Genomic DNA, 21656 nt, shown 5'->3' on the forward strand with positions numbered 1-21656 from the left:
CCGCTAAGATGCACACCCCGCCACCGCCCAGGTGCGCGGGGTTCGTTTTTCCGGAGATCCCTTTCGTGTTCAAGAACCTCACGCTCTACCGCATCGGCCCCGGTTGGGCGCCCACGCCCGAGGCGATGGAGAAGGCCCTGGACGGCCAGCGCTTCGTGCCCTGCCCCGCCACGCAGGACAAATCGGTCGGCTGGGTGGAGCCGCGCGGCGAGGCCCACGGCCCGCTGGTGGAAGCCATCGCCGGCCAGCGCATCCTCAAGCTGCAGATCGAAACCAAGTCGGTGCCCGGTGCCGTGGTGCGCCGCAAGGCCCAGGAGGCGGCCGACCACATCGAGGCCACCACCGGCCGCAAACCCGGCAAGAAGGAAACCAAGGCCCTGCGCGAAGACGCCCTGCTCTCGCTGCTGCCCCAGGCCTTCTCGCGCCAGCAGACGTCCTGGGTGTGGATCGACCCCGAGCGCGGCTGGCTCGCCACCGACGCCAGCAGCCAGGGCAAGCTCGACGACCTGGTCACCGCCCTGGTGCGCGCCTTCGACGGCCTGGTGCTCACGCTCTTCAATACGCAGCAGACGCCGCAGAGCGCCATGACGCAGTGGCTCAGCGCCAGCGACGCCGAGGAATGGCCCGAGGGCCTGGCCGTGGAGCGCGACTGCGAGCTGCGCTCCAGCGACGAGGAAAAATCGGTGGTGAAGTTCACCCGCCACCACCTCTTCAACGACGAGGTGCGCCGCCACATCAGCGAAGGCAAGCTGCCCACGCGCCTGGCGCTCAACTGGGAAGGCCGCGTCGGCTTCACGCTCACCGAAAGCATGGCGCTCAAGAAAATCCAGTTCCTCGAAGGCGTGTTCGAAGAGAACCAGGGCAAGGAAGAGCAGAGCTTCGACAGCAACGTCGCCATCGGCACGGGCGAGCTGCGCGGCGTGCTCGACGCGCTCATCGCGGCGCTGGGCGGCGAGCTGCAACCCGGCCAGGTGCCGGGGCATGAGCCCGCGCCGGCCGGCGCGGCGCCCGCCTCCGACGCCACCCCGGCCAGCGCCAGCGACGACGCGCCGTTCTGAACATGGCCTCGGTGCTCGCCATCTGCCTCGGGGCCTGCGCCGGCGCGCTGCTGCGCTGGCGCCTCGGGCTGTGGCTGAGCCAGCCGCACAGCCTGCTGCCCTGGGGCACGCTGGCGGCCAACTGGATCGGCGCCTACGCCATCGGCCTGGTCGTGGCCGTGTTCCAAGCCAACCCACACATCGACCCGGTCTGGCGCCTGGCCATCGTCACCGGTTTGCTGGGGGCGCTCACCACCTTCTCCACCTTCTCCGTCGAGGTGGTCACGCTGCTGCAGCAGGGCCGGCTGGCGCTGGCCCTGGGCGTGGCCTCGCTGCACCTGCTCGGCTCGCTGCTGCTCACCTGGCTGGGGCTCAAGACCCTGGCCTGAGCGGCGGGCGCGCCCCACTCAGGCCGACCGGCCGTCGAAGTGCTGCACCGGAATCGCCGCGAGGTCGATGCCCTCCACGCAGCGCAGGTTGATCGCCGCCATGGCATGGCCCTGGGGGTCGGTGCCCTCGGCATACGGGTGCCAACCGCAGCGAGGCGGCCAAAGGGGACGGAAGTCGGGCATGGGGGGCTCCCGGGGGGCAAGGTTCAAACCGGCGAGTGGCAAGCCACGCAGAGCTTGTTGCCCTCCGTGTCGCGGAAGTAGGCGCCGTAGTAGTGGGCGTGGTACTCGGGGCGCGGCCCGGGCGGGCCCTCGCAGGAGCCGCCGCTGGCCAGCGCCACGGCGTGGGCGCGGTCCACGGTGGCGCGGCGCTCGGCCAGGAAGGCCACCATCTGGCCATTGCCCACCGCGTGGGCCTGCGCGTCGTGCGGGCGACCGATGAGGAACAGCGGGCGCAGGCCGGGCGCCGACTGCCAGCCGGCCCAGGGCCGCTCGGGCTCGCAGAAGCGCTCGCGGATGCCGAGCACGGGCATCAGTTGCCGGTAGAAGGCCAGCGCCCGATCGAAGTCGCTCACGCCGAGGTGGATGTGGGAGAACACGCGGGCCCCCTTCGTCAACGGGATGCCGCGCAGCGCCGCGGCTGGAGCACGCGCTCGTGGCGCGCCTCGGGTGGCAGGTCGGCGCGGCAGCGCTCGCAAGGGGGTCGCAGCTGGAGCATGGAAGGCCTCGTCGGGTCGCGAACGGAGCGGCCAGTGTAGGCAATCCCCGGACCGGGAGGGCGCGCGCCGAGCCCCCATCGTTTGGTCGGGATTGGGCGCTGACCAACAATGCCCCGACCACCCGGGCCACGCGCCCATCCACCCCGCAGGAGATCCTCCATGGCCCAGCACAAGGTCGGCTACATCATCGGCAGCCTCGCCAGCGCCTCCATCAACCGCCAGCTCGCCAAGGCCTTGGTCAAGCTCGCGCCGGCGGAACTGGTGATGCACGAGATCCCGATCAAGGACCTGCCGCTGTACAGCCACGACCACGACGCCAGCTACCCGGCCGTGGCCACGGCCTTCAAGCAGGCCATCGCCGACGCCGACGCCCTGCTCTTCGTCACACCCGAATACAACCGCTCCATCCCGGGCGGCCTGAAGAACGCGATCGACTGGGGGTCGCGCCCCTGGGGCAAGAACTCGTTCACGGGCAAGCCCTCGGGCGTCATCGGCGCCTCGGTGGGCGCCATCGGCACCGCGCTGGCCCAGGCGCACCTGCGCGCCGTGCTCAACTTTTGCAACGCGCCGCAGATGATGCAGCCCGAGGCCTACATCCAGTTCAAGAAGGACCTGGTGGCCGAGGACGGCCGCGTCACCGATGCCAGCACCGAGGAATTCCTGCGCAACTACATGAAGGCCTTCGCCGCCTTCGTGGCGGCGAACAAGGCCCGCGGCTGAGCCCGTGGGCGCCCCGGCCACCCCCCTGGCGAGCGTGCTGTCGCGCTCGCCCAGCTACCGCCTCGACCAGGTCACGCCCCTCGCGGGCCGCTGCCGCGGCACCTTGATCCACTGCACCTTCGAGGCGCACACGGTGGAGATCCCGCCGCTGGACGAGGTGGTGCTGCTGGCCGCCAACGAGTACCGGCTCAAGCGCGCGCTGTTCGACTTCGGCTGGGGCTTTCGCGACCACTTCAGCAGCCACCCGCACCCGCTGCACGTCTTTCCCGCCGGCAACGCCTATCGCTGGTGCAAGGACGGCTATGCCGACGTCACACTGCTGGCGCTGTCGGCCGACGACCTGAATGGCCTGCTCGACGAACTGGGCCACCGCAACCCCGGCGATGGGCTGTGGCAGCTGTCGCAGCGTGGCTTCGCCAACCCCACCATCTACCAGTTGGTGACGCAGTTCATGCAGCACGCCTCCAGCGCCAGCCCGCGGCTGATGGTGGACAGCTACTGCGCCGTGATCGCCAACGAGCTTGGCCAGCAGTGGGGCGCGCGCGGGCGCGCCGGCCCGGCGGTGCGCAAGCTGCCGCCGGCCGTGCTCAAGCGGCTCATCGACCACATCAAGGAACACCTCACGCAGGACCTGAGCCTGGACGAGCTCGCTGCCATCACGGGCTTCTCCAAGTTTCACTTCCTGCGCTGCTTCAAGGCCTCCACCGGCCGCTCGCCGCTGCAGTACGTGGGTGACCTGCGCGTGGCGCACGCGCGCCGCCTGCTGGAGCGCACCACCCTGCCCATGGACACGGTGGCGCGCGACAGCGGCTTTTCCGGCGCCGATCACCTGGCGCGCGCCTTCGGCAAGGCCACGGGCCTGTCGCCGCGCGCCTACCGCACCGCGCTGGGCGGCGTGGGCGGACGGCGCCAGCACTGAAGGCGCCGTCCGCGTAGCCTCAGCCCGCGTGGCGGCGCTCGTGGTCGGCCGCGACGCGCAGCACCAGCGCGTCGTCGAAGTGGCGACCGATCAGCATCAGGCCCACCGGTTTGCCGTCCGCCTCGCCGCAGGGCACGCTGACCGCGGGGTGGCCGGTGAGATCGAAGGGGCTGGTGTTGGCCAGCATGGTCCAGCTGTGCTGGATCACCTCGGCCACCGGCGCATCGTCGGATGGAATGGGCAGCGTGGGGAAGGGCGTGGTGGGCATGAGCAACAGCTCGCGGCCGGCCAGCGCCTCGTCGTAGGCCGCGCGCAGGCGCCGGCGCAGGTTCTGCGCCTTGGCGTAGAAACGGCCCTGGTACTGCTGGTGCAGGTAAGCGCCGAGCAGCATGCCGATCTTCAGCGTGTGCGGCATCTCGTTGGCACGCGCGCGCAGGCCGCCCAGCGCGGTCATCAGCGACAGTGGGTACGCGCCCGTGGTGAGGTGACCCGCACCCTGCCCGCCGTAGAGCGTGTGGTAAGTGCCTTCGTTGGCGATGGCGCTCCAGATCGCGAAGCCATGGCGGTGCCAGGGCACCGAGACCTCGTCGACCACCGCGCCCGCCGCGCGCAGCGCCTCGACGGCCGCGCGCACGGCGCTGTCGGTGCCCGGGTGCGACTCGGGCCAGCCGAAGGACTCCTTCACCACGCCGATGCGCAGCCCCTTCACGCCACGGTCCAGGCCCTGGGTGTAGCGCTCCACCCGCACGCCGCGCTGGCGGCCGTCGATGCCGTCCTCGCCCGCGATCGCCTCCAGCAGCAAGGCCACGCCGGCCACGTCGCGCGCCATAGGCCCCACGTGGTCGATGCTGTGGTCCAGGCCCATGACGCCGGTGTAGGGCACGAGGCCATAGGTGGGCTTGAGGCCCACGATGCCCGAGAACGAGGCCGGGATGCGGATGGAGCCGGCCTGGTCGGCGCCGATGGCCAAGTCCACCTCGCCCGCCGCCAGCAGCGCGGCGCTGCCGGTGGTGGAGCCACCCGGCGTGTGGCCCGGATTGCGCGGGCTGTTCACCGGGCCACCCGCGCTCGTGGCGCTTCCGCCCGAGAAGGAGAAGTACTCGCAGGCCGACTTGCCCACGATGTGGCCGCCCGCGTCCAGGATGCGCGTGACCAGCGTGGCGTCGCCCTCGGGTGCATAGCCTTCCAGCAGCGAGGCGCCGTTCATCATGGGCACGCCGGCGATCTGCACGTTGTCCTTGATCGCCACCGTCTTGCCCGCCAGCGGACCCTCGGCCGCGCCACGGATGTCGCAGCGCACCGACCAGGCGCCCCAGGGGTTGTCCTTCGCCTCGGGCCGCGTGCCGCCGGCGCGCGGGTAGCGCACGGGCAGGGTCTGGTCGGGCAGGCGGTCGACGGTGCGGAACTCGGGCACCAGCGGGGCCAGCATGTCCAGCACGGTCTGCGCGTAGTCGGCGTCGACGTCGATGCCCAGTTCCTCGCCCAGGTAACGCAGGCGGTCCTTGTTCGGCAGATGGAATGCCATGGTGTTCCCTTGAAAGTCTTGTTGGAGATCGGCGGGCGCTGGTCGCGCCGCCTCAGCCCGCGAACTCGGCCGACTCGACCAGCGCCGCCATCGCGGCGGCGTCGCTGGCGCGGGCCTCGCGCACGGTGCGGCCCTTCTCCAGCACCACGATGCGGTCGGACAGGGCGCGCAGAAAGTCGAGGTTCTGCTCGACCAGCACGATGGACAGGCGGTGGCGCTCGCGCAGCGCGCGCAGCAGCACCACCATGTCCTCGATGATGGAGGGCTGTATGCCCTCGGTGGGTTCGTCCAGCAGCACCAGCGTGGGCCGCGTGCACAGGCAACGCGCCAGCGCCAGGATCTGCTGCTCGCCGCCGCTCAGCAGGCCGCCGGGGCGCTCCAGCAGGCGCGCCAGCGCGGGGAAGTCGGCCAGCACCTCGTCCACCACGCGCGCCGCCTCGCGCCGCCCGTGCACCGAGGCCGCGAACAGCAGGTTCTCGCGCACCGACAGCAGCGGGAAGATGCGCCGGCCCTGCGGCACGTAGCCGATGCCCAGCGCCACGCGCCGGTGCGTGGGCAGGCCCGCGATCGACTGGCCCCGCCAGCGCAGCGTGCCCGCCGTCAGCGCGATCTCGCCCACGATGGCGCGCATGAGCGTGGTCTTGCCCATGCCGTTGTGCCCCAGCACGCCGAGGAACTCGCCCTCGCCCACCGACAGCGAGACGCCGTCGAGCACGTTGATGCGGCCGTAGCCGCCACGGATGCCTTGCAGTTCAAGCACGCACATGCTCCTCTCGGCCCAGGTAGACGTCGCGCACCACGGGGTCGGCCAGCACCGCGTCCACGGCCCCGTCGCGCAGCACGGCGCCGCGGTGCAGCACTGTCACACGCTCGGCGATGCGGCGCACGAAGCGCATATCGTGCTCCACCACCACGATGGCGCGGCCCGCGCCGCGCATGGACAGGATCAGCTCGGCCGTGCGCGCGGTCTCCTCCTCGCTCATGCCGGCCACCGGCTCGTCCAGCAGCACCAGCCGCGGGTCGGTCGCGAGCACCATACCCAGCTCCACCCACTGGCGCTGACCGTGCGAGAGCGCGCCCAGCTGGCGCCGGCGCACCGCGCCCAGGCGCAGCTGATCGAGCACCTCGTCGACCACCGAACCCACCGGGCGGCGCGCGCGGTGGCGGCCGGCGGCCACGCGCAGGCTGGCGTCCACCGTGAGGCCGTCGAACACGCTGGACACCTGGGTCTTCACGCCCACGCCCAGCCGGGCGATCTCGTGGCGCTCGAAGCCATTGACCTCGCGGCCCAGGATGCGCACGCGGCCCGCGCTCGGCGCCTGCTGGCCCGTGAGCGTCTTGAACAGCGTGCTTTTGCCCGCGCCGTTGGGGCCGATCAGGCAACGCAGCTCGCCGCGCGCCACGGACAGGTTCACCCGGTCCACCGCCACCACGCCGCCGAAGCGCACGCTCAGGTCTTCAGTGTGGATGGCCAGGTCCTGCGGGGATGCCGGGGCGCTCATGCGGTGCCCCCGTGGCGGCCCGGTACGCGCTCGCGCAGCCAGGGCAACAGGCCCTTGGGCAGCAGCAGCACGCACAGCACGAAGATCGTGCCCAGCACCAGGTTGGTAACACATCGGGTCCGACGAAGCCGCCCCAGGCTGCGTGCAGCGCGCCTGCCAGGCCGGCGATGGCCGCGCCGATCACGAACACGCCGAGCTTGTGGGCGCGCGCGTCGTAACCCAGCAGCTCGGCACGCAGCGCGTGCTCGCGGATCGCTGCGACGACCTGCCCGAAACGCGACCGCACCAGGCCCTTGAGGCCCGCATAGACCAGGACCAGCAGCGCCGCGCTCAGCAGATAGAGCTGCGCGAAGTCCAGCTCCTGCCCGAACAGCGCGATCGGCGGCACGCCTGGGATGCCGTTGTAGCCGCCCAGCGCCACCGCGCCGAGGCGGAAATCCGAGCCCGACACGGTATTGACCAGGTGGAACAGTATCAACGAAGCGGTCAGCGTGATCACGCCCAGGTAGACGTCGCTGATGCGGCCGTAGAACAGGAAGTAGCCCATCAGCGCCGCGCCCGCCACCGGCAGCAGCAAGGCGGCGCCCAGGGCGATCGCGCTGCCCTGGCCGTTGAGCGCCAGCACCGCGTAGGCGTAGGCGCCCAAGCCGAAGAACACCGACTGGCCGAAGCTGAAGATGCCCGCCACGCCCCACACCAGCGCCATGCTCAGCGCCAGGATGGACAAGATCACGTAGACGTTGAGCGTGACCAGCGTGGCCAGGTCCACCAGCCAGGCGACGCCGAACAGCGCCACCACCGCCAGCGCCCACGCCAGCGGCTTGAAGCCTGCGATGCGCGCGCTCACAGCGACCTCCGGAAGAAACGGCCGGTGATGCCCGAGGGCATGAGGCGCAGCAGCACCACGGCCAGCGCCAGCAGCGCCACGTGCCCGGCCACCGGCGTGGCCCAGCGCGTGACCAGCTCGCTCAACGTGCCGAACAGCGAACTCGCCACCACCGTGCCCGTGATCGCGTTGGCCCCGCCGGTGATGACGGTGATGAAGGCGCGCGTGACGTAGGCAGTGCCGATGGTGGGCACCGCGCCGGTCAGCGGCGCCATCACCGCGCCCGCCAGGCCGCTGATGGCCGCGCCGGCCGCGAAGGTCCAGGCGTAGACGCGCGAGGTGTTCATGCCCAGGGCTTCGGCCATCGGCGCGTTCTGCATGGTGCCGCGCGCCAGCAGGCCGGTGCGCGTGTGGCGCAGCACCCACCAGGTGCCCAGCACCAGCGCGGTGGCGACCGCGATGATCAGCACGCTGTACCAGGAGTCGCGGTAGCCGCCGAGCGTGAAGCTGCCCAACGGCGCGACCACGCCGCGCTGCTGGAAGCCGAAGGCCCAGGTTGCCAGGCCGATGAGCGCCAGGCTCACGCCCCAGGTGGCGAGGATGGTGTCGAGCATGCGCCCGTAGAGGTGTCGGATGATCAGCCGCTCCAGCGCGTAGCCCACCAGCCCCACCACCGCCGGCGCGACCACGAACATGGCCAGCCAGATGTTGAGGCCAGCCTGCACGCTGAGCACCAACGTGTAGCCGCCGATCATGAGGAACTCGCCGTGCGCGAAGTTCACCACCCGCATCATCCCGAAGACGATGGCCAGGCCCAGGCTGGTGAGCACCAGTAGGGCAATGGCGTAGACGAGGTGGAAGGACAGGACCGCGTAGTCCATCAGATGCGCGGCTCGAACTGCTGGTTGGTGTTCGGGTTCTTCACCAGGTCGCACTGGCCCACCATGTCGATGGCCGTGACCGCGCGGCTCTTGTCCAGCACGCGGTAGCCGCCGTCGCGCACCTCGGCCAGGTACATGTCGTAGGTGCAGTGGTGGGTGGCGGGGTCCAGCGCCACCTGGCCATGCGGCGCGTCTATCGACAGGTTCGACTCCAGCGCCTTGAGCACCGCGTTGCGGTCCAGGCTGCCGGCCTTGGCCACGGCGGCGGCCCACAGCCGCAGCGCCACGTACTCGTTCATCGTGGTGTTGCTCACGTAATCCTTGTGGCCCGCGTCGCGGTAGGCCTTGATGAAGGCCTTGTTCGAGGGCATGTCCAGCTCCTCGAAGTAGTTGGTGCAGACGATCACGCCGTTGGTGATCTCTTTGGGCATGAGCAGGTGCTCGCCCACGTCGCCGAAGGTCTGCGAGGCCAACGCGACCTTGCCCTTCATGCCCGAGGCCGCCCACTGGCCGTAGAAGCTGCCGTGCGCCGGACCGACGAAGCTGTTGATGATGGCGTTGGGTGCCGCGGCCTGGATCTTGGCGATGGTGGTGTTGAAGTTCGCCGCGTCCATGGGGAACAGCTCCACACCCACCACCTCGCCGCCGTGCTCGGCCGCGAGCCGGCGGATCCACTTGGCCGAGAGCTGGCCGAAGTTGTAATCCGCGCCCAGCACGTAGAGCTTCTTGCCGTGGTTCTTGATCAGGTGCGGCACGATGGTGCGCAGCGCGTGGCTGGGCGTCACGCCGGTGAGCACGGTATTGCGGTCGCACACGCCGCCCTCGTAGGGCATGTTGTAGAAGTAGGGCACGTTGGCGCGGCGCAGCACGGGGCGCACCACCTCGCGCGCGGCGCTGGTCACACCGCCGAAGGCCACCACGGCCTTGTCGCGCAGCGCCAGCTGCTGGCCGAACTGCGCGTAAAGCTGGTTGTTCGACTGCGTGTCGTACTCGACGATGCGCAGCGGTCGGCCCAGCAAGCCGCCGGCCGCGTTGATCTGGGCCACGCCGAACTTGAGCACGTTGCTCTTGCCGCGCCCGAAGGGCTGCAGCGGACCGGACATGTCCTGGATGCTGCCGATGACGATCTCATTGCCCTGGGCACGCGCCAGGGAAGACAGGCCCGCGAGCGGAGCGGCCAGCAGGCCGGAGGCCAGGGAGCCGGTGAAGGCGCGGCGGTTCAGGTTCATGGGAAGTCTCCTCGTCGTTGCCACAAGACCCGGGCGGGTCGAACGGGGAGCGAAGGTATGTCAGGCCAGCGGTGCTGGTGGGCATCACCGGAGCGCGCGGCCCAGCTTCCGCGCAATTTCGGCCGGGTCGGCGCAATCCGTTCCGGATAGGCTGGGCACGCGGCTTGCCGCCGCGCGGCTTTCCCCCATTTCAAGGAGGTATCACATGGCCCGATGCGACGTTTGCGGCAACGACTACGACCGCTCCTTCCAGATCGTCACCCAAGACCGGACCGTCACCGTCGACAGCTTCGAATGCGGCATCCACGCCTGCGCGCCCGCGTGCGCGCACTGCGGCTGCAAGGTCATTGGCCACGGCGTGCAGGATGGCGAGCGCATCTTCTGCTGCGCGCATTGCGCGCGCGAGTCGGGCGTGGACGCGCTACAAGACCGCAGCTGAACACAGCGGCTCCAGCAGCGGCACCCAGACGGCGGCCGCCACCATTGGACCCGCGCAGGGCATGTGCCCGAGCGCCAGCAGCACCATCAGGCGCGCGAGCCGCAGCATGATCCACCCGCCTTGGCCGCCGGTGCGCTCTCGTAGCGGTCGTGGTGCCGCACCCAACCCATGGTGTTGTCCAGGCCGTCTTCGTGGCGCCCGCGCGGCGTGAGGTCCAACAGCCGGTAGGTGCCCATCATCACCTCCACCCCGCGTCCGTAGGTGGAGTAGGTGTGGAAGACCTCGCCGGCGCCGTTCTTCGCGAACACGCTCACGCCGGGCATCTCGTCGTTGGCGAAGGGCCGTTGCGCGAAGTTGTAGTGCATGGATTGCGCGGCCACCTCGGCGGGCGTGAAGCTCACGCCGAAGTCGCGGTTGAAATCGCTGCCGTGCGAGGACACCCAGCGGAAGTTCCAGCCCATGCGGCGGCGGAAGCGCTCGATCTTCTCCAGCGGCGCGCGCGAGATCGCCACGAAACCCACGTCGCGCGCGGCCAGGTGCGCCAGCATGCCGTCGGTGTGGTCGGCCATGAACGAGCAGCTCTTGCAGCCCTCCTCCCAGTCCGGACCGAGCATGAAGTGCTGCACCAGCAGCTGGCTGCGTCCGTCGAACAGGTCGGCGAGTCCGCGCGGGCCCTCGGGCGTGTCGAACACGTAGCGCTTGTCCATGCGCACCCAGGGCAGCGCGCGGCGCGCCTCGGCGAGTTCGTCGCCCAGGCGGCTCAGCTCCTTCTCGCGGGCGAGCAGCGCGAGGCGCTGCGCCAGCCATTGCTCTCGGTCGGTGGTGGTGGTCGGGTTCATGTGACGCTCCTGTCTCAGGATTGAAGGGACTTGGGCCGGCGCACGGCACGCACCTTGCCGCTGGCGCCGCCACCGCAATAGAACAGCTCGGCGCCGTCGGACTCCAGCCCGCTCACGCCCTCGCCCGCCGGCATGCGCAGGCGCTGCAGCACCTCGCCGCTGGCGGGGTCGAGGCGGCGCAGCTCGCTGTCGTCGGCCTCCCAGGTGCCGTGCCACAGCTGGCCGTCGACCCAGGTGACGCCGGTGACGAAGCGGTTCGATTCGATGGTGCGGCGGATCGCGCCGGTCTCGGGGTCGATCTGATGAATCTTGCGGTCGCGGTACTGGCCCACCCACAGGCTGCCCTCGGCCCAGGTCAGGCCCGAGTCGTACCCCTGGCCCGGCGCGGGAATCGACGACAGCACCTTCCCCGTGGCCGGGTCGATCTTGTCGATGCGCGACTCGGCGATCTGGTAGAGGTGCGTGCCGTCGAAGGCGGTGCCCGCGTCGCACGGCTGCTCGATGCGGCGCACGGTCTCGCCGCTGGCGGGATCGAAGGCCACGATGCGCGGGCCGGTGGCGGCCCACACGTGGCGGCCGTCGTAGCTCACGCCGTGGACCTGGGTGGCGCCGTCGAAGGGGCCGTACTCGCGCACGACCTCGGCGGGCTGGATCGATGGCTTGCTCTTCATCGGTTGCTCCTTGAGGGCGCCACACGCGGCGCCTTGAGGTGCACTCTAGTCAAGCGGCAGCGAAGCGGGGAGTAACAAGATCGTCGTGAATCCCGCCAGCGGCGGCGCCAGCCATCGGCGCGCGCGGGCCTGCCCGATGGCGCGCGCACGGCCCTGGTCCTGGAGTTCCGCCAGGGCGCGCTGCACCGTGCGCTGGCTGGCGCCCAGCGCCAGGGCCAGGGCCGACGTGGACCAGGCCGCGCCATCGGACAGCAGCGCCTGCAGCGCGGCCTGCTCGCCCTCGATCGGCGGCGCCAGCACGATCACGGGCCGCTCGTCCCGGGGCACGAGCCGAAAACCGCGCGGCGTGGCCGTGATGTCGGCCACGCCCGCCGCCATGGCGCGCAGGCGACCGATCTCCACGCGCAGCCGCGCGCGGTGCGTCTCGTCGGGGTGCTTCGTTCGAAAGGCGCGCGCGATGAGCGCTTGCCGGTCCACGTCGCCGGGCCAGGCCTGCGCCAGCGCGAACGCCAGCGCGAACAGCACCGGGCGGCTGGCGAGCGACTGCCATGCCGCGCCCGCGCTGAGGCCGCGCCGGCAGGCGTCCACCACCAGGGCGCGCGACGCGAGCAGCGCCTCCACGTCCTGCAGGCGCAGCACCTGCTCACCACCACCACCCACGCGGCGCGCGGCCGGGCGGTCCAGGGCCGCGCGGGCCTCGTCCACCTCGGCCCGCAGCGCGGGCACGCCCGCGCGCTCGGCCGCCTGCGCCGCGCGCGCCAGCGCCTGGCGCGCCGGGCCGGTGCGCAGCGAGCGCAGCGCGAGCTCCGCCGCCGTGAGGTGGGCCAGGGCGGCCAGTGGCGGCGGCAGGGCCTGGCCATTCAGCGGCGCCAGCTGCGCGGCGGCCTCGTCCAGCCGCCCCATCAGCAGCGGCCAGCGCGCGGCGATCAGCTGCGCCCGCCAGGCATTGGCCCTGTCACCGCGCGCGGCCAGGGCCTTCGCGGCGGCCAACAGCGCGCGCGGCGAGCCCCCCAGCTCGCGCTGGGCCAGCGCCACTTCGGCCTCGGCCACCACGCAGCGCGCGCGGGCCAGGGCCTCGTGCGGTCCGAACCCCTTGCCCGCGCGCCGCAGCAGTTCGCGGGCGCGCGGGTACTCGCCCAGCTGCGCCATCGCGGTGCCGCGCAGGGCCAGCGCGGGCGGGTCCTCGCGCAGCGCCACGCGCTGCAGCGCGCCCAGCGGATCGCCGGCGGCGAGCGCGCGGGCGGCGGCGGCGATGAGGGAGTCCATGGGCGCGCAGCTTAGCGAGCTTGCCGGCACCCGGCCCGCGTGGCGCTCACACCGGCGCGTACGCCCCCGTGCCGTCCGGCCAACGCGTCAGCACCTCATATCCCTCGGGCGTCACCGCCACCATGTGCTCCCACTGCGCCGACAGCGAGCGGTCCTTGGTCACGACGGTCCAGCCATCGGCCAGGGTGCGCGTCTCGCGCCGGCCGGCGTTGAGCATCGGTTCGATGGTGAACACCATGCCCGCTTCCAGCCGCAGCCCTTCCCCGCGCTGGCCGTGGTGCAGCACATCCGGCTTGTCGTGGTAGACCCGCCCGATGCCATGCCCGCAGTACTCGCGCACGACGCTGAAGCGCTCGCGGTGCGCGACCGACTGGATGGCATGACCGATATCGCCCAGCGTCGCACCGGGCCGGACCTGGCGGATGCCGGCCACCATGGCCTCGTAGGTCGCGTCCACCAGACGGCGGGCCAGGATGCCGGGCTCGCCGACGAAATACATGCGGCTGGTGTCACCGAACCAGCCGTCCTGATTGACGGCGACGTCGATGTTGACGATGTCGCCCTTCCTCAGGATCTTGTCGGGCGAGGGAATGCCGTGGCAGACCACCTGGTTGACGGAGGTGAGGATGGTCTTGGGGTAACCGTGGTAGCCCAGGTTCGCGGGGATGGCGCCTTGCACGTTCACGATGTGCTCGTGACAGATGCGGTCGAGCGCCTCGGTGCTCACGCCCGGCACCACGTGGGGCGCAACAGCGCTCAGCACCTCGGCCGCCAGTTGGCCGGCGCGCCGCGCCTTCTCGATGCCCTCGGCGGACTGGATGGTGACGCCCCGGGTCATCCGCGTTTTCCGTTCGATGGCGCGCGGGAATGGCGGCCCTTGCCCTCGGGCGTGACCGCCACCGCGATGTCCAGCCCCCCCTCGAGTTCGGCCCGGACCAACAACTGCGCAATCGCCTGGTGGTCCAGGTCCGGGTGCAGCTCGGCCAACATGCCCACGCGCATCCAGTGTTCGGCTTGCGCGTTGATGGAGCGGCCGAGGGCGTTGCTCGCCACGCGCAGGTTCTCGTGCATCCGGTCCGAGATTTTCACGATGCCCATGGATCAGTGTATATATGAAACATATACGAATTATATAAACCCGGATGGCGCTCGCGTCCAGGGGCGCTGACAGGGGCGCGGCCCCCGCGGAAACATCTGCGAACACCCTTTCGCCGGCGCTGCGCGCAGACTGCGCGCTGCCCCCCACCACCTGACGCGACCCATGAAGCCCCTCCCCCTCCTGGTCTCCCTGAGCGCCGTGGCCTTGGCGCCCGCCGCGCGGGCACAGGCCCCCGCGCCCCAACCCGCGGCCAAGCTCGCTTCCGCCGCCCAGACACCGACCCAGAAACGCGCGCCCCTGGCCCGCTCCGCGGCCAAGGCCGTGGAAGAAGCGACGCCAATCGACGAAGACACCGACGTCTCCCTGAGCGACGCCGACCTCGCGGTGGCCCAGCGGGTCTACGTCGGCAACATCCCCTGCGAGCTGGGCAACACCGTGCAGGTCACGCCCGCCAAGCGGCAAGGCTTCTTCATCCTGCAGGTCGACAAGCCCCGCAAGGCGCGCTACTTCATGCACCCCGTGGAAAGCCGCACCGGCGCCATCCGCCTGGAAGACCCGAAACGCGGCGCGCTCTGGCTGCAGCTGGGCAACAAGTCCATGCTCATGAGCCAGAAGCTGGGCCTGCGGGTGGCCGACGAGTGCATGAGCCCCGAGCAGGTGACCCTGGCCGACGAGATGAAGCGCAACCCGCCCAGGAGCATCCTGGAGCCGGCCGAACCTCAGCGGTAGGCCGCGGACGGCGCCTCGCCCTCGCCCTGCGCGGCCCGGCTCATCAGGTCGCGGCCGATGTTGAGCATGCGCTCGCCGAGCGCGGCGCGGCGCGTCGGGTGCAGGCGCGATTCGCTCGCCACCAGCACGATGGCGCCCACCGGCCGGCCGTCGCGCTGCTGTAGCGACACCCCCAGCGCCCAGTAGCCCGGCACCACGATGCCCGGGATCACCGCGTAGCCGCGTTCGCGCGTCTCGGCCACCAGGTGGCGGATCACCGCCACCGGCGACTTGGGAAAGTGCTCGTCGATGTAGGGGCCGTTGACCGACAGCGCGTGCTCGACCTCGTCGTCGGGCAGCGCGGCCAGGATGGCCAGGCCGCCCGCGCCCACGCCCAGCGGGTGCCGGTCGCCCAGGCGCAGCGCGTCGCTGGGGATGGGGCCGTGCCCCGTCTCGCGCGACAGGCAGATCGCCTCCAGCCCCTGCACCACCGAGAAGAACACCCAGTCGCCGGTCTCCAGCGCCAGCGCGCGCAGCGAGGCCGTGGCCAGGCGCTGCAGCGAGTAACTGGGCTCGGCCGCCAGCCCCACCACGAAGGACTCCGGCCCCAGGCGGTAGCAGCGCGTGGCCGGGTCGTGCACCACGAAGCGCTCGTCGGCCAGCGTGTGCGTGAGCCGCACCGCCGTGGCCTTGCTCAGGCCCAGGCGGCGCCCGATCTCGCCGATGCGCAGCCCCTCGGGCTGATGGCGCGCCAGCAGCTTCAGGATGCCCAGCCCCCGCCTCAGGGTCTGCGCGCCGGCGGTTTCGCCAGCCGGTGGTTCGGGTGTGTTCATCTTGGTGAAAACCCGCAAACCGCGGATCACATAGTGGACCGCTTTTGCGGACGGATTCAGGGTTTTCCTCTGACGCAGCCCCGGGTTGTGCTGCCAACATCGGTCCATTCGATTCACATTCTGGACATTCAACCTCACAAGGGCGAGATGGACAACCCCAATCAGCACGGCGGGCGCATCGCCCTGGTCACGGGCGCCGCCAGCGGCATCGGTCTGCAGATCGCGCAAGACCTCGCGCAACAAGGCGCCACGGTCTGCATCGTGGACCGCAACGGCCCGGCGGCCGAGCAGGCCGCGCAGGGCATCCGCCAGGCCGGCGGCCAGGCCGAGGCCCTGGTGCTGGACCTGGCCGACGCCGAGGCCATTCAGCGCGCCATGGCCGCGCTGGACCGGCGCGTCCCGCGGGTGGACATCCTCATCAACAACGCCGGCGTGGTCTCCACGCAGCCGCACGACCAGGTTTCGCTGGCGCAGTGGAACACCACGCTGGCCATCAACCTCACCGCCCCCATGCTGCTCACGCAGGCGGTGCTGCCCGGCATGAAGCGCCAGCGCTGGGGCCGCATCGTCAACGTTTCGTCCATCAGCGGCGTGCGCGCGGGCACCGGCCGCCTGGCCTATGGCAGCTCCAAGGCCGCGCTCATCGCCATGACGGCGCAGTTCGCCATCGAACTCGGCGAGCACGGCATCACCGTCAACGCCATCGCGCCCGGCTTCGTGGACACGCCCATGATCCGCACCCTGCACGGCAGCTCCAAGGCCAACACCTACCTCGACGTCTGCCCCATGCACCGCTTCTGCTCACCGGCCGAGGTCTCGGCCGCCGCGCTGTTCTTCGCTTCCGAGCAGGCCAGCTTCGTGACCGGCCAGACGCTGGGCGTGGACGGTGGCTACCTCGCCAGCGGCCTGTACATGCGCCAGCTGTTCGACATCCCCGCCGCCACCGCGCCCGCCGCCTGAGCCGCACCGCTTTCCCCGCCAGTCCCACCACACAGAGGAGACACACGATGAGCCTTTCCCGCCGCACCCTGATCAAGGCCACGGGCATTACCGCGGCCAGCATCGCCGCGCCGCTGAAGCTGGCGTACGGCCAGAACGCCGAGTTCACCTTCAAGTACGCCAACAACCAGCCGCCGCAGCACCCCATGAACGTGCGCGCCAAGGAAGCGGTGGAGGCCATCAAGAAGGAAACCAACGGCCGCATGGACATCCAGCTGTTCCCCAGCAACCAGCTCGGCTCCGACACCGACACGCTGAGCCAGCTGCGCTCGGGCGGCGTGGAGATGTTCAACCTCTCCGGCCTCATCCTGTCCACCCTGGTCACGCCGGCCGCGCTCAACGGCCTGGGCTTCGCCTTCCCCAACTACGACGCCGTGTGGAAGGCCATGGACGGCGACGTCGGCGCCTACATCCGCGCGCAGATCGCCAAGGCCAACCTGCACGCGCTCGACCGCATCTGGGACAACGGCTTCCGCCAGACCACCTCGTCCACCAAGCCCATCAACACGCCGGCCGACCTCGAGGGCTTCAAGATCCGCGTGCCGGTGTCGCCGATGTGGACCTCGATGTTCAAGGCCTTCGGCTCCTCGCCGATCTCGATCAACGCCTCCGAGATGTACACGGCCCTGCAGACCAAGGTCGCCGACGGCCAGGAGAACCCGTTCGCGGTCATCTCCAACTTCAAGCTCTACGAGGTGCAGAAGTACTGCTCGCTCACCAACCACATGTGGGACGGCTTCTGGACGCTGATCAACCGCCGCGCCTGGGACCGCCTGCCACCCGACGTGCGCGACATCGTCGCCAAGCACATCAACGCCGCCGCCGTGAAGGAGCGCGTGGACGTGGCCGCCAACGAAGCCACGCTGCAGAAAGACCTCACGGCCAAGGGCATCGTCTTCAACTCGCCCGCCACCGCGCCCTTCCGCGAGAAGCTGCGCAGCGCCGGCTTCTACGCCGAGTGGAAAGCCAAGTTCGGCGACGAGGCCTGGGCGGTGATGGAGAAGTACACCGGCAAGCTGGGCTGACATGAGCGAACTCATCGCCGGCACCTCCGCCGACGCCGACGGCGCCTACAAAGGCGCCGTCCTTCACGACACGCGCCGCAGCCCGTTCTGGCTCAAGCCGCTGGAGGCCGTCTCGGCCCTCCTGATGCTCAACATCACGGTGCTGCTGCTCGTGGGCGTGATCTCGCGCTACCTGTTCAACAAATCCCTGGTGTGGTCCGACGAGGTCGTCTCGATCTCCTTCATCTGGCTCACCATGCTGGGCGCGGCCATCGCGGTTCACCGCAACGAGCACCTGCGCCTGGGCCTGTTCGTCGACCTGCTGCCGCCGCGCCTGCGCGAGTTCGTGCACGCCTTCGCTCTGGTGGCCATCGCCGCCGTGCTGCTGGCGCTCGTCGGCCCGGCCATCGACTACGCCAAGGACGAGTGGTTCATCCACACGCCGGCGCTGGACCTGCCCAACACCTTCCGCGTCAGCTCCATCGCCTTCGGCTTCATCGCCATGCTGGCCCTCATCGTGCAGTACGCGGGCCGCTCGGCGCGCAAGCTCGACCTGGTGCTGGCGGTGCTGCTGGTGGCGGCCGTCGCAGGCCTGTGCTGGCACTTCTCGCCGCAGCTCATGAAGCTGGGCACGGCCAACATCGGCTTCGTGCTCATCGGCTTCGCCGCCGTCTGCCTGGTGGCCGGCGTGCCCATCGCCTTCTGCTTCGGCATCGGCGCGGTGTGCTACCTGGCCTTCACCACGCACGTGCCGCTCACCGTGGTCATCGGCCGCATGGACGAGGGCATGTCCAGCCTGGTGCTGGTCTCGGTGCCCATCTTCGTGCTGCTGGGCTGCATCCTCGACGCCACCGGCATGGGCAAGGCCATCGTCGACTTCCTGGGCTCGCTGCTCGGGCACGTCAAGGCCGGCATGTCCTACGTGCTGCTGGGCTCGCTGTTCATCGTCTCGGGCATCTCGGGCTCCAAGGTGTCCGACATGGCCACCGTGGCCCCCGCCCTCTTCCCCGAAATGAAGCGCCGCGGCCACAAGCCACGCGAGATGGTGGCCCTGCTGGCCACCGGCGCCGCCATGGCCGACACCGTGCCGCCCAGCATCGTGCTCATCGTGCTGGGCGCGGTGGCCGGCGTGTCCATCGCGGGCCTGTTCCAGGCCGGCTTCGTCATCGCCATGGTGCTGCTGGCCGTGCTGCTGGTGCTGGCGCGCTGGAAGGCGCGCCACGAGGACATGAGCCACACCCAGCGCGCGCCGATGCAGATGGTGGGCCGCTTCCTGCTGATCGCCGCGCCCGCCCTGGTGCTGCCCTTCCTCATCCGCGCCGCGGTGGGCGAAGGCGTGGCCACCGCCACCGAGGTCTCCACCGTCGCCGTGGTCTACGCGCTGTTCGTGGGCCAGGTGATGTATGGCGGCATCGGCCTGCGCAAGTTCTACGACATGCTGGTGGAAACCGCCGCGCTTTCGGGCGTGGTGCTGCTGGTGCTGGGCTCGGCCTCGGCCATGGCCTGGTCCATCACGCAAAGCGGCGTGGTGCAGCACCTCTCCGGCTTCATGACCACGCTGCCCGGCGGCTGGGTCGGCTTCATGGCCGTCACCATCCTGGTCTTCGTGGCCCTGGGCTGCCTGCTCGAAGGCCTGCCCGCCGTGCTGCTGCTCGCGCCCATCATGTTCCCCATCGCGCACAAGCTGGGCATCAACGACGTGCACTACGCCATGGTCATCGTCTGCGCCATGAACATCGGCCTGATGATGCCCCCCATCGGCGTGGGCTTCTACATCGCCTGCCGCATCGGCGACGCACCGCCCGACGAGGTGATCGGCGCCATCTGGCCCTACCTCATCGCGCTGCTGGTGGGCGTGCTGATCATCGCGGCCGTGCCGGGCATCACCACGCTGGCCTTGTGACCCCCATCCAACCGTCTCCATGATCGATCTCTACCGGACCATGGCGCGCATCCGCGCCTTCGAACTCGCGGCCGAGGTGGCCAGCCAGGGCGGCGTGGGCGTGCTCGGCGCCAAGGTGGACGAGCGCGCCAAGGTGCGCGGTCCGCTGCACCTGTCCATCGGACAGGAGGCCGTGGCCGCCGGCGTCTGCGCCCACCTCACGCGCGAGGACCTGCTCACCAGCACCCACCGCGGCCACGGCCACACCCTGGCCAAGGGCGGTGACATGCGCCGCATGATGGCCGAGCTGTTCGGCCGCGCCGGCGGCAGCAACGGCGGCAAGGGCGGCTCCATGCACATCGCCGACTTCTCGGTCGGCATGCTGGGCGCCAACGGCGTGGTCACGGCCGGCCTGCCCATCGCCTGCGGCGCGGCGCAGGCGCTCAAGCTGCAAGGCAAGCCACACTTGGTGGCCTGCTTCTTCGGCGACGGCGCCACCAACCGCGGCCCCTTCCTGGAAGCGCTCAACTGGGCCGCCGTCTACCAACTGCCCGTGCTCTTCGTCTGCGAGGACAACCGCTACTCCGCCACCACCGCCACCGCCGGCCTGAGCGCCGGCCCCGGCGTGGCCGCGCGCGCGGCGGCGCTGGGCGTGCCCGGCGAAACCGCCGACGGCAACGACGTGGAGGCCGTGCACGCGGCGGCCGGCCGCCTGGTCGCCAGGATCCACGCGGGCGAAGGCCCGCAGCTGCTGCACGCCCTCACCTGGCGCGTGCGCGGCCACGTTTCGGTGGACACGCAGGGCTACCGCGACCCGCAGGACCTGCAAGGCGCCATCGACGCCGACCCGCTGCGCCGCGCGCGCGAACGCGCCCTGGCGCGCGGCGCCACGCTCGCGCAGCTCGACGCCATCGACGCCGAGGTGCGCGCCGAGATCGACGACGCCGTGGCTTTCGCCGACGCCTCGCCCGCGCCCGACCCGGCCAGCGCGTTCACCGACATCCAGACCACCGGAGCCGGCCCATGGCACTGATCCGAACCACCTACGCCGACGCCGCCGTGCGCGCCCTGGCCAACGCCATGCGCGCCGACCCGCGCGTCGTGGTGCTGGGCGAGGACGTGGGCCGCGGCGGCATCTTCCAGCAGTACAAGGGCCTGCAGGCCGCCTTCGGGCCCGAGCGCGTGATCGACACGCCCATCTCCGAGGCCACCATCGTCGGCGCCGGCGTGGGCATGGCGCTCGTGGGCATGCGCCCCGTGGTGGAAATGCGCGTGGTCGACTTCGCGCTCTGCGCCATGGACGAGATCGTCAACCAGGCCGCCAAGAACCGCTACATGTTCGGTGGCCAGGGCCGCGTGCCGCTGGTGATGCGGCTGCCCATCGGCTTCTGGTCCAACTCGGCGGCGCAGCACTCGCAAAGCCTGGAGGCCTGGTTCGCCCACCTGCCCGGCGTGGTGGTGATGTGCCCCGCCACCCCGCAGGACAACTACAGCATGCTCACCCAGGCCCTGCGCGGCGAGGACCCGGTGATCTACATGGAGAACAAGGAACTCTGGGGCCTGGAGGGCGACGTGGACGAATCCCTCGTCGCCACGCCCGGCCGCGCGAACGTTCTGCGGCGCGGCGATGACCTCACCCTCGTGAGCTGGTCCGCCGCCGTGCGCACCGCCAGCCAGGCCGCCGACGAGCTGGCCGCGTTGGGCGTGCGCGCCAGCGTCATCGACCTGGGCACGCTCTGGCCCTGGGACCGCGACACCGTGCTGGCCGACTGCGCGCGCACGCGCCGCCTGCTGGTGGTGCACGACGCGGTGCAGGCCGGCGGCTTCGGCGCCGAGGTGGCGGCCACCGCCGCGCAGGCCACGGGCTGCCGCGTCGGCCGCCTGGGCGCGCCGCGCATTCCCGTGGGCTACGCCACGCGCCTGGAGACCGTGGCCCGCGTCTCCCCGTCCGCCGTCGTCGAGGCGGCGCAACAGCTCATGGCCGACGCCGCGCAGGCAACGGCCGCCTGATCCCCCTTCTGTTTTCACTCACCACCGACAAGACCATGAAAGTTTTCTACGACAAGGACTGCGATCTGTCCCTCATCAAGGGCAAGACGGTCGCGATCATCGGCTACGGCAGCCAGGGCCACGCGCACGCGCAGAACCTCAACGACAGCGGGGTGAAGG

At 70.8% G+C, this 21656-nt stretch carries 24 protein-coding genes and 2 pseudogenes; 12 read left to right on the forward strand and 14 right to left on the reverse strand.

Annotated elements, in window-relative coordinates:
- Positions 1–65 precede the first annotated feature (65 nt).
- Positions 66–1058 (forward strand): recombination-associated protein RdgC, encoded by a 993-nt coding sequence (locus tag BHU06_RS05910; RefSeq protein WP_070398203.1) that lies wholly within the window; start codon positions 66–68, stop codon positions 1056–1058.
- A gap of 2 nt (positions 1059–1060) precedes the next feature.
- A complete protein-coding gene (gene crcB, locus BHU06_RS05915) occupies positions 1061–1426 on the forward strand; it encodes a fluoride efflux transporter CrcB (RefSeq protein ID WP_070398204.1) in 366 nt (121 codons plus the stop codon).
- 18 nt (positions 1427–1444) lie between these two features.
- Here the strand turns inward: crcB and BHU06_RS05920 are convergent.
- Both BHU06_RS05920 and BHU06_RS05925 read right to left on the reverse strand, forming a co-directional pair.
- Positions 1445–1588: pseudogene (locus tag BHU06_RS05920) on the reverse strand (GFA family protein); the annotation flags it as partial.
- Positions 1589–1632: 44 nt separating this feature from the next.
- A complete protein-coding gene (locus BHU06_RS05925) occupies positions 1633–2025 on the reverse strand; it encodes a VOC family protein (protein ID WP_070398205.1) in 393 nt (130 codons plus the stop codon).
- 279 nt (positions 2026–2304) lie between these two features.
- On the opposite strand from BHU06_RS05925, the gene BHU06_RS05930 reads away from it, so the two are divergent.
- Together BHU06_RS05930 and BHU06_RS05935 are read left to right on the forward strand one after the other, a co-directional pair.
- Positions 2305–2865, forward strand: a complete 561-nt coding sequence (locus tag BHU06_RS05930) for an NADPH-dependent FMN reductase (RefSeq protein WP_070398206.1) — start codon at positions 2305–2307, stop codon at positions 2863–2865.
- A gap of 4 nt (positions 2866–2869) precedes the next feature.
- The gene (locus tag BHU06_RS05935; RefSeq protein ID WP_070398207.1) at positions 2870–3784 is read left to right on the forward strand and encodes an AraC family transcriptional regulator; all 915 of its coding nucleotides are present in this window, start codon (positions 2870–2872) and stop codon (positions 3782–3784) included.
- 19 nt (positions 3785–3803) lie between these two features.
- Here the strand turns inward: BHU06_RS05935 and BHU06_RS05940 are convergent, their stop codons facing one another.
- The 6 genes from BHU06_RS05940 to BHU06_RS05965 are packed head-to-tail and all read right to left on the reverse strand — an operon-like array spanning position 3804 to position 9747.
- The gene (locus BHU06_RS05940) at positions 3804–5309 is read right to left on the reverse strand and encodes an amidase (protein ID WP_070398208.1); all 1506 of its coding nucleotides are present in this window, start codon (positions 5307–5309) and stop codon (positions 3804–3806) included.
- A 52-nt stretch (positions 5310–5361) separates the two neighbouring features.
- A complete protein-coding gene (locus BHU06_RS05945; RefSeq protein ID WP_175442802.1) occupies positions 5362–6069 on the reverse strand; it encodes an ABC transporter ATP-binding protein in 708 nt (235 codons plus the stop codon).
- On the reverse strand, positions 6062–6811 hold the full coding sequence (locus BHU06_RS05950) for an ATP-binding cassette domain-containing protein (RefSeq protein ID WP_070398210.1): 750 nt from the start codon (positions 6809–6811) through the stop codon (positions 6062–6064). Before BHU06_RS05950 ends, BHU06_RS05945 begins: the two co-directional genes overlap by 8 nt.
- Positions 6768–7658 carry a hypothetical protein gene (locus BHU06_RS05955; protein WP_070398211.1) on the reverse strand — a complete coding sequence of 297 codons (891 nt, stop codon included), beginning with the start codon at positions 7656–7658 and terminating at the stop codon, positions 6768–6770. Before BHU06_RS05955 ends, BHU06_RS05950 begins: the two co-directional genes overlap by 44 nt.
- Positions 7655–8518, reverse strand: coding sequence for a branched-chain amino acid ABC transporter permease (locus BHU06_RS05960; RefSeq protein ID WP_070398212.1), 864 nt, complete (start codon positions 8516–8518; stop codon positions 7655–7657). Before BHU06_RS05960 ends, BHU06_RS05955 begins: the two co-directional genes overlap by 4 nt.
- Positions 8518–9747, reverse strand: a complete 1230-nt coding sequence (locus tag BHU06_RS05965) for an ABC transporter substrate-binding protein (RefSeq protein WP_070398213.1) — start codon at positions 9745–9747, stop codon at positions 8518–8520. Before BHU06_RS05965 ends, BHU06_RS05960 begins: the two co-directional genes overlap by 1 nt.
- Positions 9748–9952: 205 nt before the next feature.
- Between BHU06_RS05965 and BHU06_RS05970 the strand changes: the two genes are divergently transcribed.
- Complete coding sequence (locus BHU06_RS05970; RefSeq protein ID WP_070398214.1) at positions 9953–10186, forward strand: hypothetical protein; 234 nt, start codon at positions 9953–9955, stop codon at positions 10184–10186.
- An 86-nt stretch (positions 10187–10272) separates the two neighbouring features.
- On the opposite strand, the gene BHU06_RS05975 is transcribed toward BHU06_RS05970, so the two are convergent.
- Genes BHU06_RS05975 through BHU06_RS05995 form a run of 5 tightly spaced genes read right to left on the reverse strand, consistent with a single transcriptional unit; the run spans position 10273 to position 14060 of the window.
- Positions 10273–11025, reverse strand: a complete 753-nt coding sequence (locus BHU06_RS05975; protein ID WP_070398215.1) for a DUF899 domain-containing protein — start codon at positions 11023–11025, stop codon at positions 10273–10275.
- Between the two features lie 14 nt (positions 11026–11039).
- Positions 11040–11696 (reverse strand): PQQ-binding-like beta-propeller repeat protein, encoded by a 657-nt coding sequence (locus tag BHU06_RS05980; RefSeq protein ID WP_070398216.1) that lies wholly within the window; start codon positions 11694–11696, stop codon positions 11040–11042.
- Between the two features lie 45 nt (positions 11697–11741).
- Complete coding sequence (locus BHU06_RS05985) at positions 11742–12962, reverse strand: DNA-binding protein (RefSeq protein ID WP_070398217.1); 1221 nt, start codon at positions 12960–12962, stop codon at positions 11742–11744.
- 46 nt (positions 12963–13008) lie between these two features.
- Positions 13009–13800: a type I methionyl aminopeptidase gene (map, locus tag BHU06_RS05990; protein ID WP_070398218.1), complete on the reverse strand. Its 792-nt coding sequence runs from the start codon at positions 13798–13800 to the stop codon at positions 13009–13011.
- The gene (locus BHU06_RS05995; RefSeq protein ID WP_070398219.1) at positions 13797–14060 is read right to left on the reverse strand and encodes a ParD-like family protein; all 264 of its coding nucleotides are present in this window, start codon (positions 14058–14060) and stop codon (positions 13797–13799) included. The genes map and BHU06_RS05995 overlap by 4 nt, the downstream gene beginning before the upstream one ends.
- 163 nt (positions 14061–14223) lie before the next feature.
- Here BHU06_RS05995 and BHU06_RS06000 point away from each other — a divergent pair, with 163 nt between their 5' ends.
- Positions 14224–14790 (forward strand): hypothetical protein, encoded by a 567-nt coding sequence (locus BHU06_RS06000; RefSeq protein ID WP_070398220.1) that lies wholly within the window; start codon positions 14224–14226, stop codon positions 14788–14790.
- Here the strand turns inward: BHU06_RS06000 and BHU06_RS06005 are convergent.
- Entirely contained in the window at positions 14781–15602 is an 822-nt protein-coding gene (locus BHU06_RS06005) for an IclR family transcriptional regulator (RefSeq protein ID WP_070398269.1), read from the reverse strand. The two genes, BHU06_RS06000 and BHU06_RS06005, sit on opposite strands and share 10 nt — an antisense overlap.
- A gap of 147 nt (positions 15603–15749) precedes the next feature.
- Here BHU06_RS06005 and BHU06_RS06010 point away from each other — a divergent pair, with 147 nt between their 5' ends.
- The 6 genes and pseudogenes from BHU06_RS06010 to BHU06_RS22030 form a co-directional block, all read left to right on the forward strand.
- On the forward strand, positions 15750–16562 hold the full coding sequence (locus BHU06_RS06010) for an SDR family NAD(P)-dependent oxidoreductase (RefSeq protein ID WP_070398221.1): 813 nt from the start codon (positions 15750–15752) through the stop codon (positions 16560–16562).
- 47 nt (positions 16563–16609) lie between these two features.
- Entirely contained in the window at positions 16610–17626 is a 1017-nt protein-coding gene (locus BHU06_RS06015; protein ID WP_070398222.1) for a TRAP transporter substrate-binding protein, read from the forward strand.
- A 1-nt stretch (position 17627) separates the two neighbouring features.
- The gene (locus BHU06_RS06020; protein ID WP_070398223.1) at positions 17628–19508 is read left to right on the forward strand and encodes a TRAP transporter large permease subunit; all 1881 of its coding nucleotides are present in this window, start codon (positions 17628–17630) and stop codon (positions 19506–19508) included.
- 19 nt (positions 19509–19527) lie between these two features.
- The gene (locus BHU06_RS06025) at positions 19528–20520 is read left to right on the forward strand and encodes a thiamine pyrophosphate-dependent dehydrogenase E1 component subunit alpha (RefSeq protein ID WP_070398224.1); all 993 of its coding nucleotides are present in this window, start codon (positions 19528–19530) and stop codon (positions 20518–20520) included.
- Complete coding sequence (locus tag BHU06_RS06030) at positions 20511–21497, forward strand: alpha-ketoacid dehydrogenase subunit beta (RefSeq protein ID WP_070398225.1); 987 nt, start codon at positions 20511–20513, stop codon at positions 21495–21497. Before BHU06_RS06025 ends, BHU06_RS06030 begins: the two co-directional genes overlap by 10 nt.
- 35 nt (positions 21498–21532) lie before the next feature.
- Positions 21533–21656: pseudogene (locus BHU06_RS22030) on the forward strand (ketol-acid reductoisomerase); the annotation flags it as partial.

It is taken from the genome of Hydrogenophaga sp. PML113, from assembly GCF_001777155.1.
Taxonomy (GTDB): Bacteria; Pseudomonadota; Gammaproteobacteria; order Burkholderiales; family Burkholderiaceae_C; genus Hydrogenophaga; species Hydrogenophaga borbori.